The sequence below is a fragment of the Pacificispira spongiicola genome, from assembly GCF_012926505.1.
Classification (GTDB): Bacteria; Pseudomonadota; Alphaproteobacteria; order UBA8366; family Aestuariispiraceae; genus Pacificispira; species Pacificispira spongiicola.
On sequence record NZ_JABBNT010000001.1, the window covers coordinates 375255 to 390495 of the forward strand.

The 15241-nt window shown below is 63.0% G+C and carries 16 protein-coding genes and 1 riboswitch; of the genes, 4 read left to right on the forward strand and 12 right to left on the reverse strand.

What is annotated here, in order from left to right; translation table 11 throughout:
• Positions 1-19 precede the first annotated feature (19 nt).
• Entirely contained in the window at positions 20-1264 is a 1245-nt protein-coding gene (locus HH303_RS01840; protein WP_169623497.1) for a DUF2325 domain-containing protein, read from the reverse strand.
• Positions 1265-1394: 130 nt separating this feature from the next.
• Between HH303_RS01840 and HH303_RS01845 the strand changes: the two genes are divergently transcribed.
• Entirely contained in the window at positions 1395-2030 is a 636-nt protein-coding gene (locus HH303_RS01845; RefSeq protein WP_169623498.1) for a hypothetical protein, read from the forward strand.
• Here HH303_RS01845 and HH303_RS01850 read toward each other — a convergent pair.
• A complete protein-coding gene (locus HH303_RS01850; protein WP_169623499.1) occupies positions 2017-4617 on the reverse strand; it encodes an AsmA family protein in 2601 nt (866 codons plus the stop codon). The two genes, HH303_RS01845 and HH303_RS01850, sit on opposite strands and share 14 nt — an antisense overlap.
• Before the next feature lie 102 nt (positions 4618-4719).
• Here HH303_RS01850 and HH303_RS01855 point away from each other — a divergent pair, with 102 nt between their 5' ends.
• Entirely contained in the window at positions 4720-4911 is a 192-nt protein-coding gene (locus HH303_RS01855; RefSeq protein ID WP_169623500.1) for a DUF4169 family protein, read from the forward strand.
• Positions 4912-4932: 21 nt separating this feature from the next.
• On the opposite strand, the gene gcvA is transcribed toward HH303_RS01855, so the two are convergent.
• Entirely contained in the window at positions 4933-5853 is a 921-nt protein-coding gene (gene gcvA / locus HH303_RS01860) for a transcriptional regulator GcvA (protein WP_169623501.1), read from the reverse strand.
• A gap of 122 nt (positions 5854-5975) precedes the next feature.
• On the opposite strand from gcvA, the gene HH303_RS01865 reads away from it, so the two are divergent.
• Complete coding sequence (locus HH303_RS01865) at positions 5976-6188, forward strand: DUF1127 domain-containing protein (protein ID WP_169623502.1); 213 nt, start codon at positions 5976-5978, stop codon at positions 6186-6188.
• A gap of 79 nt (positions 6189-6267) precedes the next feature.
• Here HH303_RS01865 and HH303_RS01870 read toward each other — a convergent pair whose 3' ends face one another.
• Positions 6268-7668: an FAD-binding oxidoreductase gene (locus HH303_RS01870; RefSeq protein ID WP_169623503.1), complete on the reverse strand. Its 1401-nt coding sequence runs from the start codon at positions 7666-7668 to the stop codon at positions 6268-6270.
• A 145-nt stretch (positions 7669-7813) separates the two neighbouring features.
• Between HH303_RS01870 and HH303_RS01875 the strand changes: the two genes are divergently transcribed.
• Positions 7814-8476 (forward strand): DUF2062 domain-containing protein, encoded by a 663-nt coding sequence (locus HH303_RS01875; protein ID WP_169623504.1) that lies wholly within the window; start codon positions 7814-7816, stop codon positions 8474-8476.
• 39 nt (positions 8477-8515) lie between these two features.
• On the opposite strand, the gene tenA is transcribed toward HH303_RS01875, so the two are convergent.
• From tenA to HH303_RS01915, 8 genes are read right to left on the reverse strand one after another with little or no spacing between them, the layout of a single operon-like run.
• The gene (tenA, locus tag HH303_RS01880; RefSeq protein ID WP_169623505.1) at positions 8516-9184 is read right to left on the reverse strand and encodes a thiaminase II; all 669 of its coding nucleotides are present in this window, start codon (positions 9182-9184) and stop codon (positions 8516-8518) included.
• Positions 9184-10140, reverse strand: a complete 957-nt coding sequence (locus HH303_RS01885; RefSeq protein ID WP_169624138.1) for an ABC transporter substrate-binding protein — start codon at positions 10138-10140, stop codon at positions 9184-9186. The genes tenA and HH303_RS01885 overlap by 1 nt, the downstream gene beginning before the upstream one ends.
• 32 nt (positions 10141-10172) lie before the next feature.
• Complete coding sequence (locus tag HH303_RS01890) at positions 10173-10922, reverse strand: ABC transporter permease (RefSeq protein ID WP_169623506.1); 750 nt, start codon at positions 10920-10922, stop codon at positions 10173-10175.
• The gene (locus tag HH303_RS01895; protein ID WP_319637280.1) at positions 10919-11698 is read right to left on the reverse strand and encodes an ABC transporter ATP-binding protein; all 780 of its coding nucleotides are present in this window, start codon (positions 11696-11698) and stop codon (positions 10919-10921) included. The genes HH303_RS01890 and HH303_RS01895 overlap by 4 nt, the downstream gene beginning before the upstream one ends.
• A gap of 3 nt (positions 11699-11701) precedes the next feature.
• Positions 11702-12787, reverse strand: coding sequence for a TRAP transporter substrate-binding protein (locus HH303_RS01900; RefSeq protein ID WP_169623507.1), 1086 nt, complete (start codon positions 12785-12787; stop codon positions 11702-11704).
• A complete protein-coding gene (gene thiD / locus HH303_RS01905; RefSeq protein WP_169623508.1) occupies positions 12784-13605 on the reverse strand; it encodes a bifunctional hydroxymethylpyrimidine kinase/phosphomethylpyrimidine kinase in 822 nt (273 codons plus the stop codon). Before thiD ends, HH303_RS01900 begins: the two co-directional genes overlap by 4 nt.
• Complete coding sequence (gene thiE / locus HH303_RS01910; protein WP_169623509.1) at positions 13602-14273, reverse strand: thiamine phosphate synthase; 672 nt, start codon at positions 14271-14273, stop codon at positions 13602-13604. Before thiE ends, thiD begins: the two co-directional genes overlap by 4 nt.
• Positions 14270-15028 carry a hydroxyethylthiazole kinase gene (locus HH303_RS01915; RefSeq protein WP_169623510.1) on the reverse strand — a complete coding sequence of 253 codons (759 nt, stop codon included), beginning with the start codon at positions 15026-15028 and terminating at the stop codon, positions 14270-14272. Before HH303_RS01915 ends, thiE begins: the two co-directional genes overlap by 4 nt.
• 71 nt (positions 15029-15099) lie before the next feature.
• Positions 15100-15214, reverse strand: a riboswitch (TPP riboswitch).
• Between the last annotated feature and the right edge of the window lie 27 nt (positions 15215-15241).

The following is a 15241-nucleotide window of genomic DNA, read 5'->3' on the forward strand; positions in this document are numbered from 1 at the left end:
TGATTCGAACGCTGTTCGATCAGTTGCCGGAAGACACCGGAAGGGTCGACAGCAACTGCGCCAAGGCGGAAACGCTGGGCGTGCGTACCGGCAGGAACCGCTTGTTGGCTGCCTTGCAGAATTGTTTCGCCCGTTTGCAGGCGCTGTGGCTGACGCATTCGATCGGTACGACGACGAAGTCCGCCCGTTCCAGCGCCCCATCCAGCCGATTGATGCAATCCCGGTTGCCGCCGTCATGGTGCATGAAGACGCAGCATGCCTCCTCCGCCACCGTCTTGTATCGGTCCAGCAGGCTGTCGACGCCGCCGATATACAGCAAGCGTTGGCCTTTGAAGTCCGCCTTGTCGGACCGGTCTGTCACCTGGATGGGCCGCTCGGTTTCGGGATTGGCCTTTTCCACGATCTTTATCGCCGGGCCTTCGGCCAGGAATTCGGCGCGCTCCCGTTCCAGGCGATCGACCCGCCGCCGCAACTCGTCGTTCTCCGCCTTCAATTGCGCGGGCAGGCCGTTCACCGCTTCCTGATACTGGCCTTGCAGATAATCGTTGGACACCGTCAGCCGGCGCGCCTTTTCCTCCATCGCCGTCAACCGGTTGGCGAGATCGTCGCGTTCCGCCTGCAACCCGGCGGATTTCTTGCGTTCGTCCCGCAGGGCTTGGTCGGCGGCGGCGGCATCTTCAGCCAGTTTCGTCAGTTTCGACGCCGATTTCGCCGTTGCCTGCGCGACGCCGTGCGACAGCATATGCACCTCGCCGAAGACTTCGGATACCAATGCCGCATCAACATGACCGGCGCTGACGAAGGCCCAAAAGGCGCCGGGCAGACCGCCCTGCACCTGACTGTCCGCCCAGAAACGCCGCTGTGCGTCTTGGTCCGGCTGTCGCTCCAACTGGCGCACCGGCACGGCGTATTTCTTTTCCAGCGCCTTATACATCGCCTTGGACACCGGTTCCGATGTCTTCGCCTTTTCAACGAAGAAACCATGCACCGTGTAATCCTGGGTCTTTTCCGGAAAGGAAACACCGTATTTCGAGCCCAGCTTTTTCAGCTCCGCGATGGAAAAACACGTTCCGATCACGGCGCAATGATAGGCCATGTCGATTTCCCACAGTTTCTTGCGGCCTTGCTTCTGCTTCCCGATGAACGGCAGCCCGCCCTTCCCTTTTTCGACTGCCGGCGCTGCTTTCGCCAGCGGGTCCTTGCCGAACCCGTCGAAGGACGGCACCGATCCGAAACTTCTGCTTCCGTCGCAATCGCGGCACATAACTTCTCGCTCCCGTATCGTGGTTCCCATTAACCGTTCGTATTAATAATGCGAGTCATTCTTAATTGCATCATTTTTTTCTTGTCCCAATGGATCCGCCCCCCAAATCTTTGTCGGACAGGAGGCAATCATGAACACGACCACCAGCCAGCCCTCGCAGGACGACATCATCGACACCGCCATGACCGTGATTGCGGAACGAGGGGTATCCCACGACGCCTGGGAAGAGGTCGCGGCCCGAAACGCCTGTACGGTGCAGGTCTTACGCGGGCATATCGGCGATCTGCCGGATGCCGTTCTCAAGTTCCTCGACCGGGCCGACCGGCAGGTCTTGTCGGAGGACGCGGGCTTCACCGATGAAGACAGCGTGAAGGACCGGTTATTCGATCTGCTGATGCGCCGATTGGACGGATTGGCCCCTCATCGGCAAGCGATGGCCGCGATATCGCGGGAAATGCGCCGCAACCCCTGCCTCGCCGCCCTGATCGGCGGGCGGGAGCTTCGGGCTCTATCCTGGTATCTGGAAGCAGCAGGGGTATCGATCAAAGGTCCGTTCGGCCTGATCCGGACGAAAGGACTGGGCCTTGTCTGGACTCGCGTCTTCACCGTCTGGTTGGACGACGACAGCGACGATTTCGCAAAGACCATGGCCACCCTGGACAAAGACCTGTCCCGTGCCGGTCGTGCAGCCTCGTGGTTCGGGCCGCGCCGTGGTGGCGGGCCGGTCCAGGATGACGGTGGTACCGAGGCGGTCAGCCCCCTTTAAGCCATCGCCCGTTCAGCTTCATATCCGGCGCGCCCAAGGCGCCTTTCAGGTCGACGGTCAGGGCCGGGTCCGGTTCTTGCGGCGTGACGATGTCGATTGACGCGGTCAGCCCCCGCGTCGCGCGATCAATCGCGGCATGGGATTCCAAGCGTCCCCCGGCCCCCAACAGCGCGAAATCGACGCCGATCCGAGACGGGTCCACCGTTATCGTGCCAGTGACGTCGCCCGGCATCGCGAATGTCTTCGCAAGTTTGGTGCGGATGGTTTTCAGACGCCCGGCACCGCCGCCACCGCGCCGCAGGGACAGGGATGCCTTACCGCTCAGTGCCAAGCTGCCGGACAAATCCGAGACAGCAGCCCCAAAACTGCCGCCGCGCCCCGTCAGCCGACCTGCGCCCAAGAGATTCCCTTCGGGCAACAGCGGAACCCCGGCGCGCGCAACGAACAATCCTAAATCAGCCTGCGCATCGGTAATATTGACCCCCAATTCGCGGGTTCCGTCCGCCAGAACCTTCACCTCGCCCGACCCTTGCACTTGAAGCCCAGGCACCGCCCCGGACCATTCGGGACACTGCCATCCACCCGCCTGAAAGGATCGGCAATCGGCGGAAACCCCGAACACCGTCAGATAGTCCGTATTGATCGCGCCGTCGGAGATGCTGAGTCGCACTGGACTGCCCGCCTGTGTATAGCCGTTCAGCCGCGCATCGCCGCCCGATCCCAATGCATCCAGCACATAACCGAGGCCGGTATCCGGATTGTAGGAGAGATCCAGCGTTATTTCCGTTTCGCCGAAGGAGGCAAACGTCGCCGCCTGCCGCGCCGGGACGCCGAAGGCGCCGAACAGCCGGTCCGGCGCGGGGATCGATGCCGTAACCTGCGCCTTGGCCGCCCCCTGCGCCTCTAACCCCATCCGTCCGGAAATACGACTGCCGACGATATCGGCGACCGACAAATCCATGCTGGGCAACATGCCGGCGGCAGCCTGCAAATCCAGCGAAACGCCGCCGACCGGCACGCCGCCGACGATCATCCGGTCCAGATAGAAGGAGAGATGCCGATTCCGGTCGGATATAAGCCATCCGTCCGGCAAGGCGATCCCCTCCCCCTCGCCCCGATAGCGATCCAGATTGAGGCTGTCCCCCTGAAGCACCGCGCTGATCGTGCCGGTATCCTCACCGCCGGTGGATCCCATCGGCACGGAAAGTGCCCCCGCCCAGACCGTGTCGTCGACACGCGCGGTCAATTCCGCCACTTCCAGGCTTTTCGGTTCCAGGATCATATGCGCGGTCAGTTCGGTCCGCTTCAGGCGATCCGGTGGCAAATTCGCCCACACCGCCTTCCGATCCGGTAAGGCCCAATCGAGCAACCCGCGCAAATCGCCCGCCGACAAGGCAAGGTCCCCGTCGAACCACCAGCCGTCTTCCGACGGATTGATATTGCCGAAGAAGGAAAGGTCCGCCTGCCCCGGCAGGACCGCGCTCGCCCGGTCGATCATCGCCACCCCGCCCCCGGCCGCGAGCGACAGAACCGCATGGCGCAGCATCCCGGTGGGCAGGCGCAGAGACCCGGCCTCAATCGTCGCGGTGACATCAACCCCGCCGTTGCGTTGCATGAAGCGCGACAGGTCAGCGGACAGTAACGCAACATCGGGCGCGTCGGTTGCGAAATCCGCCCGATCGAGTGTCAGGGACAGATCGACGGCAGGGCGGTTTCCGGGGACCAGCGTCCCCCGGCCCTTACCGGAAAGGCGGGTCGATTCCAGGGACCGAATGTCCAGGGACAACACCCCCGCGGCATCCAGCGCGATGTCGGCTTCCATGGTTGCCGCGCCTTCACCGACCAGCCGGGTTGCGGCATCCAAATCCAGGGTAGACAGGAAGGCCGCTTCCTCAAACACCAGGGTTCCCTTGCCCCGCCACCCGTCGGCGGTCGCCATGCCGCTCAACACCAGATCGCCGGAACTGGGGCCATGTCCGATGGCGATGCGGGAATAGCCGTCCCGTCCGACATCGAGGACGAGGCCGACCGGTTGCCCCTGATAGCGAGCTTCCCCGTCGAAGGACAGGCCTGCCCCGCCATTGACCGCGGCGCCCCCAAGGGACAGCACGCCGTTCACGCGTTCGACGGATTGGGGCAGCCAATCCGGCCCGCCGGTCAGGGAAACGCGGCTGTTTTCGATGGCGACCACCGCCTTGCCCATGCCGGTCCCGATCCGAGGAATGGCGGCGGGCAATCGAATATCGGCCTCAACCAGATGCAGATCGCGCGGCAGAATTTCCCCGAACAGCAACCCGCGCGGGTCCAGTGTCCCGCGCAGCCAGCGCAGGGACCCGTCAACGCCGTCCCCCACGACAAGGACGTCCGCCGCCGTGATCTTGGGTTGCGGCAGGATGTCGACCAGCAGGGCGCCGCGCAGGACGACATCGACACCCAATTGTTTGGAGATCAGCGATTCCAGGCGCGGCTTGAACCCGCTCCAATCCACGAAACGGGGCCCGAACCACAGGCCGGCGAGGACGGCAACCACCGCCACAAGCGCCAGCCAGACCGGCCTGCGTCCATTGGATACAGCCTGTTCCGTCATACCGTCCTGCCCCTAACCCCGTACTGGACGCACCCGCCCGGTCATCCTACCCTTCCCTGCCGATATGATTCCATAGGGCAGGATTTTCGATAGGACATGGCCATGGCGGAGATCGTCAACCTTCGCGAGATGCGTAAACGGAAACGCCGCGAAGACAAGGAAAAACAGGCCGACGCCAATCGACGCCTGTATGGGACGCCCAAGCGCCTGCGCGACACGGAAGAAAAACGCCGGGACCGTGAAAGCGCCAAATTGGACGGACACAGATTGGAGACCGATCCGGCGGAAGACTGACCTTGTCTGCCGGATGGACAGTCAGGAAAACGGCGGCGGTTCCTTGCCCAATTCCTGAAAAATCCAATTTCGGAAGGCCAGGAGTTTCGGGTCGGCATAAGTGCCGGGCAAGGCGACCAGTCGATACCGGTGTTCCGAAACATAGTCCATGCCGAACGGCGCCACCAAAAGACCGCTGTCCATCGCTTCGGTAATCAGACTGGATCGTCCGATCATCACACCCCGCCCCGCGATACAGGCCTGCACGATCAACTGACTGTCGCTGAAACGCGGCCCCCGTTCAGAATCGATGGACGTCACGCCGCAAGCCTGCAGGAAGCGCGGCCAGGACAGCATACTGCCTGTTTGCGCGTCGGCATCGTGCAGCAATGTGTGACGGGCAATGTCTTCAATCCTGTTGATCGGGCGTTCAGGATCGCGTGCAAGCACGGCGCTGCATACGATCCCCAAATGGTCGTCCATCAGTTCCTCGACGTGGAGGTCCGGCCAAGTCCGGCTGCCATATCGGATCGCGATATCGATATTTTCCCGCGCCATGTCGGACAGCCGATCCGACGAGGATAGCAGCACGTCGATTTCCGGATGTTGGGCGGTGAACCGATGCAGGCGCGGCGACAACCATAAGGCCGCGAAGGAGCTGAGCGTGCTGACGGTCAGCGAGTGCGTCGACTTGCTGCGTTCCATCCGCAAGGTCGCGCGGTCAATCTGGTCCAGCGCTTCCGTCAGGTCGGGCAAATAACGCAGCGCCGCCTGCGTCGCGGTCAGGCCGCGCGGCAACCGCCGGAACAGGGTAACGCCCAGCCATTCCTCCAACTGTTTCACCTGTTGGCTGACCGCCGACGGGGTTACAGCCAGTTCGTCCGCCGCCTCCACGAAGCTAAGGTGACGGGCCGCGGCCTCAAAGGCGCGCACCGAATTCAATGGCGGAAGGCGGCGACGCATCGCAGACTCCAATGGCTAAGTTTTCCTTATTCAATGGGCTGGATAATCCCGTTTGTCGGCGCTCAAGGCAAGCATTACCTTATTCACATCGAAAGCGAGAACCCAACTGAGAGGACTGAGCCATGAGTGATTATGCAAGCCACGGAAACTTCGAATCCTACGCCGATGCGCTGGAACGGGACGGTTTGACGGTCGGCGCGCTGATCGTGAAATGGCACGCCCGTTGGCAGAACCGCCGCGCCTTGGAAGAGATGCCGCGCGAACGACTGGACGACATCGGCATGACCCGCGAAGAAGCCCTGCGGGAAGCCGCGAAACCGTTCTGGAGAGCGTGACCCCCTATCGTCGCTTTCCAAAAAGAAAGCCGGCCGCCGGAGACAATCCGAGGCCGGCTTTTTCGTATCCGCGCGATCGTCAGATGGAAACGATCTTGCCGGGATTCATGATGTTGTTCGGATCGAACGCCTTTTTGATATCCCGCATCAGGGAGACCGCCTCACCATGTTCGGCGGTGAGATAGGACATCTTGCCATAACCAATGCCGTGCTCGCCGGTGCAGGTGCCGCCGAAGGCGATAGCCCGGTGATTCAGGCGTTCCACGATCCCCTTGGCGCGGGCAAGGTCTTCCGGGTCGTCCGGATCGAACATCAGACACAGATGGAAATTGCCGTCGCCGACATGGCCGACGATCGGGGCGAAGACACCCGTATCCGTGACGTCCTGTTTCGTTTCGAGGATACAATCCGCCAGTTTCGAAATCGGCACGCAGGCATCGGTCGCCAGCCCCTTTTTGCCCGGTGCGGCGGCAAGCGCGGCATAGAATGCGTTGTGACGCGCCTCCCAAAGGACCGTTCGGTCTTCCGCCAGTTTCGCCCAGGTGAAGGCGCTACCGCCGAAGTCGGTGGAAATCGCCTGAACCTGTGCGGCCTGCTCGTCGACGCTGGCTTCGGTGCCGTGGAATTCGAAGAACATGGTCACGGCCGGCTCGAAGCCTTCGAGTTTCGAATAGGCGATGCAGGCCGCCATCTGAACTTCGTCCAATAATTCGATCCGTGCGACGGGGATGCCGGACTGAATGGTCAGGATGACGGTGTTCACCGCGCTTTCCAGATCGGGGAACTGGCAGACGGCGGACGAAATCGACTCCGGAATGCCATAGAGACGCAATTGGACTTCGGTGATAATCCCCAGCGTCCCTTCGGACCCGACGAAGAGGCGCGTCAGGTCATATCCCGCCGCCGACTTCCTGGCCCGGCCGCCGGTCTTCACGATGCGTCCATCCGCCGTCACCACCGTCAGGCCCAACACGTTTTCGCGCATGGTGCCGTAACGCACCGCGTTGGTACCCGACGCACGGGTCGACGCCATCCCGCCCAGGCTGGCATTCGCGCCCGGATCGATGGGGAAGAACAGCCCCGTATCGCGGATATGTTCGTTCAGTTGTTTCCGGGTCACACCGGCCTGCACGCGGCAATCCAAGTCTTCCGTGTTCACCGACAGGACCGCGTCCATCTGGGACAGGTCAACGGTAACCCCGCCGTGCAGGGCGGAAACATGCCCTTCCAGCGACGTCCCGGTGCCGAAGGGAATGACCGGAATACGGTATTCGGCACAGACCGTCACGATCTCTGCCACTTCCTCTGTCGTATGCGCATAAATCACGAGATCGGGCGGCATGGTCGGGAACCAGCCTTCGCCGCGCCCGTGATGTTCGCGCACCGATTCCGCGGTGGACGCTCGGTCGCCGAAGCGCTGTTTCAGGATCGCGATCCCCGGATTGTCCGCATGGGTTCGGACGGCGGCGTCTCCGCTCATCTTCCTTCTCCTCGTTTTCAGGCCGAATTTTCGGCGGAATATTAAGATTTCCGACTTCGCCGTTTTTTGGCCATTCTTTAATTGCCTGATAAGGATATGGCATTAAGTTGCCTCCCGTGAAAGACCGTAGGGCCGCCAATTGAGAATGACGGAAACCGAACAGACCAATAGTGCAGGAGGCGCCCCGCAAGGACAGGGGGAGCCGCCGAAGCGCCTGTCCCGCATCGCACGCCTGTTGAAATATCGGTTGGTCGTGCCGATTGCCCGGGGCCGACATGACGGTTCCTACACTGCGCGTGGCACTGCGATCGGCCTGTTTTTCGGTCTGACGCCGACGGTCGGCATCCAAATGCCGATGATCCTCGTTTTCTGGGGCATTCTGAAGGCGCTGCGCAGCGACTGGAAATTCAACCTGATCGTCGCCCTGGCCTGGACGTGGCCGACCAACGTTCTGACCGCCCCCTTCTACTACTATCTCTGTCTCATGACCGGGCGGTTGATGTTGGGCGATACGACCGATCTGGGCTTCGCCGATTTCCGGGCCCATATCGATTCCGTGCTGGCGCAGGATTCGGGGTTCCTGGAATCCCTGTGGGTCTACACCCACGAAATCTTCAAGACATGGGGGCTGCCGCTCTTCGTCGGCTGCATTCCATGGACTATTATCGGTACCTGGGGCGGCTATTACCTGACCATGAAATTCCTGAAAAAGTTTCGGGAAAAGCAGCGGATCATGGCGCACAACCGGCGCGAAAGGCTGGCCCGGAAACGCGCCGCAAAGGAACGCGCCCGGGCCACGCAGATTTAGGGGGCCACGCAGGTTTAGGGGCCACGCAGGTTTAGTCCTCTAGGTCCGCACCGCGTCAAGGCCCATTTGCCAGAAGCCGATTTCCAACCGCGTCGCATCCCGGAAGCAGCGGGACAGTTCATTGAAACGCGCCTCCCCGATCCCATCGGCCAGGGACGCGATATATTCCCGTTCTTCCGCGCAGGCGTTCTGGCATTCCTCGCCCGCATACATCTCGATCCACTCCAGATAAGGGTTGCCGACTCGCCGCGTCGCCGGGTCCGCCGCCAACCGCTTGCCGATTTCTCCATAGCCCAACATGCAGGGCGCCAGTGCGATATGCAGGTCCAGCAGATCGCCCGCCATGCCTCGTTCCAGGACATAGCGGGTATAGGCCATATTCTCCACGGCCTCCGGCAAATCGGTAAGATCGGCCGGGCCGATCCCCCATTTCTCGCAATAGGACAGATGCAGGGACAGCTCCACATCGACGATGGCGGATATTCCCTCCTTCGCTCGTTTGATATCGTCAAGGGTCTTCGCCTTGTATCCGGCCAGGGCAAAGGCACGCGCGAAATGGATCAGGAACAGGTAATCCTGCGTCAGGTAGTGGCGGAACGCGGCCTCCGGCAAACTGCCATCCGCCAGTCCGCGCACGAAGGCATGGTCGGTATAGGCATGCCAATCCGCCGCGCACTCCGCCTTTAGCCTGTCGAATAGATCGGCCATTACCGGACATCCACTGCATAAGTTTCGACCGGCGGTGTGGTCTGGGTCAGCCCCGCATCCTGCATGAAACCGGCGAAAGCATCGTAACGCGCGACGTCCAGCGCCCCCGGATCGGTGGCCAACAGCGGCACCGTGTCGCCCCAGGCCCGGTGGTTCAATTCGTCATCCAGCGCCGGATCGATCGCGGCGAAGGCCATCCAGGCTTCTTCCGGATTGGCGCGGATATAGGCCGTCGCGGCGGTCAGCGCCTTCAGGAAACGCGGCAGACGCGGGTCATCAATATGGTCCGAATGGGACAATAGGATCAATTCGTCGTAAGTCGGCACGCCGTGTTCTTCCGGCAGAAAGGCCCGGCCCGGACGCCCGACGATATCCATCTGGTTCAGTTCGAAATTGCGGAAGGCACCGATCACCGCATCGACCTGCCCCGCGATCATCGACGGCGACAGCGACCAATTGACGTTGACCAGTTCGATATCCGAAAGGGTGAGGCCCGCGTGTTTCAGCATTTCGCCCAGAAGCGCGTCTTCGAAGCCACCGACCGAAAAGCCGACCTTGCGTCCTTTCAAATCCGCGATCGACTGGATCGGCCCATCTTCCAGCACGACAAGGCTGTTCAACGGCTGGTCGACCAAGGTGCCGACCCGGACCAGCGGCAGCCCCTGATCCGCCATCAGATGCAGTTGCGGCTGGTAGGAAACGGCAAGATCCGCCTTGCCCGCCGCGACCAGCTTCGGCGGATCGTTCGGGTCGGCGGGCGCGATCAGATCGACATCCAGGCCTTCCGCTTCGAAGAACCCCTTTTCCCGCGCGACGATCAGGGCCGCGTGGTCCGGGTTCACGAACCAGTCCAGCAGGACGGTCATCTTGTCCGCCGCCTGCGCTTGGGCGGCTGTCATAAGGACTGAGAACATCAGACCGGCGAACAGGCCCGTTGCCAGGGCGATACGCTTCATTGAGGTCATTTGCGGTTCCTTTCTTGATACCATCAAGCGAAGCCGTTTTCCGGCTGCCAATACGCGAGCCGCCGGGCGATGAGATCGACCAGCGCGTAGAGGGTGAGCGCCATCAGCGCGAGAACGAACAGGCTGGCGAACATCAAATCGGTCTGCATACGGCCATTGGCATGCAGCATCAGGTAACCGAGCCCACCCGCCGACCCGACCCATTCGCCGACCACGGCGCCGATCGGCGCGACGGCCGCGGCGACCCGAAGGCCGGACCCGAAGGCAGGCATCGCCGCCGGAACGCGGATCACGCGCAGGACGGATCGTGTCGACCCGCCCATGACCCGGGCGAGGTCCAGCCATCCCGGATCGACCCGTCGAAGCCCGTCATAAAAAGCCGCCGTGACCGGGAAATAGATAATCAACACGGCCATCGCGACCTTGGACACAAGGCCATAACCCAGCCAGAGGACCAGCAACGGCGCGAGGGCGAAGACGGGAAGCGCCTGACTGACCACCAAGACCGGCAGCACCCAGCGCCGCGCCGGGGCGGACACCGTCAAAACCAAGGCACTGGTCCCGCCGAAAACGGTGCCGACGGCCATACCGATCACAATCTCCATCCCGGTCGTCACCGCATGGGGCAGGATCACCCCGGCCCGGTCGATCAAAACCGTAGCGACCCGTTCCGGTCCGGGCAGGATGAAGTCCGGCACACCGGTCAGCGAAACCAGGACCTTCCACAGGACGACAAGCCCCAGGAAAGTCAGGATCGGTCGTAAGACTTTCATGACGCAGCCCCCTCCAGGGACCCGCTGCCCAACTGCTGAAACAGCAATGCGGCCCGTTCCGCCATTTCCGGCTGGAACGGATCGCGGGGGATAGATAGGGCTGGCGGATCGCCCGCCGACCGCAGCCGCGCCGGGCTACCCGACAGGATCATGATCCGCCCGGCGAGGCGCAGCGCTTCCATCGGGTCATGGGTGACCAACAGGACCGTCCGGCCGGACAGCAGGGACGCCGCCATTTCCTGCAACTGAAACCGCGTCACCGCATCCAGCGCGGAAAACGGTTCGTCCATCAGGACGATGGGGGCGTCTTCAAACAGTGTCCGGGCGAGAGCCACGCGTTGCCGCATGCCGCCGGACAGCGACCCCGGCCGATCCGTCGCGCGGTCCGCAAGCCCCATCGTGTCCAGCAGGTGCATGGCAACGCGCCGGGAGTCCGCGTCCCTCCCCTTACCGCGCATCCGCGCACCCAGCCTGACATTGTCCAACACGCTAAGCCAGGGCAGCAGCAGATCGCGCTGCGCCATATAGGCGATCCGTCCGGCAAGCGAGGCACCGTCCGTCGCCCGGACCGACCCCGCCGCCGTCCCCCCAGCGGCAGGCAATCCCGCGATAAGACGCAGCAGGCTGGACTTGCCGACACCGCTGGGCCCCAATAGAGCCGTCCATTCCCCCCCCGGCAGCGACAGGTCCAAATCATCGAACACCGTCCGTCCGGCATAAGCCAGGGCCGCGCCGTGGATCGACACGCCCGGCATTTGGGGAAGAACGGCAGTCACGGGTCAGGCGTCCCGGATCGACTGATAGGCGGCGGCCCCGACCGCGCCCCAGCCTTTCGCCTTCCGCTGCGCCTCGGCATAGGAGTCTTCGATCTCCTTGCCGAGAGGGGCTTCGGCCAAGGCGGCATCCAATACCAGACGCGCCTCCGTCCTCGCCGCCGCGATCAAATCGTCCGGCAGGGGCATCAGGGTGACGCCGCGTTCGGAAACCAGCCGTTCCAGCGCGTCTGCGTTCTTCCAATCCGCCTCTGCCAGGGCATAGGCATGTTCGGCGATGCAGGCATCCTGAACCACGGTCTGCAAATCGACCGGCAATTCCTCGAACAAGTCCCGCCGGATCAGGCATTCGCCGGTCCCATTCGGTTTGTTGAAGCCGGGCCAGACGTAATAAGGCGCGACCTTGTAGAAGCCGAAGGCCTCGTCGCTCCATGGTCCCAGGAATTCCGCCGCGTCGATCGCCCCGGACGCCAAATTCGTGAAGATATCGGACGCCGGCATGGCGACGGTCGTCGCCCCCAGCCGCCGATAAATATCGCCGCCGAAGCCGATGATACGGATTTTAAGGCCCTTGAAGTCGTCCAGCGACCGGATCGGCTGCTTGAACCAGCCACCCATCTGCATGCCGGTATTGCCGGCCATGAACGGCTTGATCCCGAAGGGTTCGTACAATTTGTCCCACAGGGCTTGTCCGCCGCCGTGATAAATCCAGGCCATGTGTTCGCGCGAGGTCAGGCCGAACGGTACGGTGGTGAAAAAGGCTGCCGCCGCCGTCTTTCCAGTCCAATAGGCGGCGGCCGTATGCGCCATTTCGGCGGTGCCGCCCGCGACCGCATCGAACACCTCAAACCCGGAAACAACCTCGCCCGCGCCATAGACCTTGATGGAAATCCGGCCGTCGGATGCGTCTGTGATCCGTTTCGCCAGCCGATCCGCCGACTGTCCCGGTCCCGGCGATCCCTTCGGCCAGGATGTCAGCATCCGCCATTTACGGTTTCCATCGGCAATAGCGGGGGTTGCGACGGCGCTCGCCGCCAATCCTGCAGCGGCGCCTGCGATCAGTCCACGGCGTGTCGTTTGTTTCGTCATCATCCGTTCTCCGGCCAGTATGCGTGGAAGTGGTGGACGGGACCGTGCCCCGATCCGATGGTCAGCGTGTCGGCGGCGGCGATGGCGCGGCCGATATAGGCTTTGGCCTCAATCACTGCGTCTCGCACGCTCAACCCCTTGGCCAGCCCGGCGGCGATCGCGCTGGACAGCGTGCAACCGGTGCCATGGGTGTTCTTGGTTTCAATCCGTTGCGACGGCAGCCAGACCATGTCGGCCCCGTCGAACAACAGGTCCGACGAATCCGCGCCTTTCAGGTGCCCCCCTTTAAGCAATACCGCCTTCGGTCCCATGGCGTGCAGGCGCCGCGCGGTTTCCTCCATGGCGTCCTGTCCGGCGGCTTCCTCCGCGTCGTCCAGAATCGCCGCGGCCTCCGGCAGGTTCGGCGTCACGATATCGGCCAGGGGCAGCATGTCCCCGACCAGCGCGGCAACGGCGTCCCGCGCCAGCAGCGCATCGCCGCTTTTCGCGACCATGACCGGGTCAAGCACGATCCATTTCGGACTATTCGCGGCCAATCCGTCCCGAACGGCGCGGATCGTCGCCACGTCGCCCAGCATGCCGATCTTGACCGCATCGACGGCGATATCGGCGAAAACGGTATCGATCTGCTGACGCACGAAACCCGGGTCGATGGGGAAGATACCCGTCACGGCCCTTGTATTCTGCGCCGTCAGCGCGGCGATGACCGAACAGCCATAGACGCCCAGCGCGGAAAAGGTCTTCAGATCGGCCTGAATCCCGGCGCCACCGCCACTGTCCGATCCGGCGATTGTCATCGCAATGGGGGTATGACGGGTCATGCGAAGGCGCTTTCCCGGCCACGCTTATTGGCATCGACTGTCTGACGGATGGCCCGCGCGGCATCTTCCGCATTCGGGGCCAGGGCAATCGCACTGATCGTGCAGACGCCGTCCAAGCCACAGGCCGCGACCGATCCGGCCTTTTCCAGATCGATCCCGGCAATGGCGCAACGCGGCATCTCCGGGGCAAGGGCATCCAGCGCCGATACCATTTCCCGCAATCCGCTCAGGCCCAAGGGCGCGCTGTCATTCTGTTTGCTTTTCGTGTCGAAAACCCCGCCGATGGAGGCATAATCCACGATCGCAGGGTCGATCCGCCGAACCTCATCGACGGTCTTCACCGTCACACCGATGGCAAGCCCATCGCCCGCGATCCGCCGCGCGTCTTCCGGGGTCATGTCGCTCGCGCCCAGATGCACGCCATAGGCACCGCAGGCCAAGGCGACATCCACACGGTCGTTGATGAACAACTTCACCCCCGTGCCGTTCAGCACGGTCAGCAAGCGTCTCGCGCTGTCCACCATCTGGCGGGTACCGGACGTCTTGTCGCGCAATTGGATCAGGGACACGCCGCCCTGGACCGCCGCCTGCACCAGGGCCACGGGATCGCCCGCGACATGGCTGGGTCCGACAATGAAATAGAGAGAAAGGTCGAAATCGCGTCTCATTGCGCGGTCTCCTTCCGGTCATCGGTGAAAGCGGTAACGGTTTCTCGGATCGCCGCAGCATCCAGGGTCGACAGGGAATCCAGCAGGGCGACCGCAAAACTGCCCGGCCCTTCCGCGCGTTTCCCCGCCATAGCACCCGCTGCGCCAAAACTTGCCAGTCCCGCAACCGTCGCGGCGAAGGGATCGTCGCGGCCCACGGCTAGAAAAGCCGCCAATATCGCGGACAAGGCACAGCCCGCCGCCGTGACCTTCGCAAGATAGGGGTGCCCAGCCGATAAGCTGGCGCTGTTCGCGTTTTGGGAGATTCTGTCTTCCGCGCCGGTCCGGGCCAGGATGCCCGTGAACCCATCCAGGGATAGGCGCGCGGCCTCCCCCGCATTGCAGCGGATGGCGTCCGGCCGGAAAGTCAACAGGGCCTGCGCGGCGTCCAGGCGACCGGCGGCCCGGTCGACCATGACGGGGTCCAGGACCCAGGGTTTGCCGGACCCGCTTGCTTGCACCGCCGCCGCGACCCAGGCTGCACGGCGTTCCTGGGTCGGCGTCCCCAGATTGACCAACAGCGCATCGGCGCTGTCCACGAATTCGGACAGTTCTTCCGCATCGGCGGTCAGACTGGGCACGGCGCCGATGGCCAGCAAGGCGTTCGCCGTGATCGGCTGCGCCACGGAATTCGTCAGGCAATGCACCCGCACGGCGCGGTCTTCGATCCGCCGCAACAGGTCCTGCGCCAAGTCTGCCAGTTCAAAAACGTCCAAGGGTCCGCCTCGTCAAATCAGCGGATCGGATCGGGAATGAAGGGGGATTTATCGATACGGGTTCTGTCGCGTCACCCGAAAATCTCCCTTCCCTACGCCGGTCCGAACCGGTTCAGGTTCCACGGGTCGGCGGGTTCCCGCCTCTCAGCCGTCGACTCGAAACCGACGGCACCCCGAGGAGATGTCTGACGCGGACATTACAGCTTCGTTACG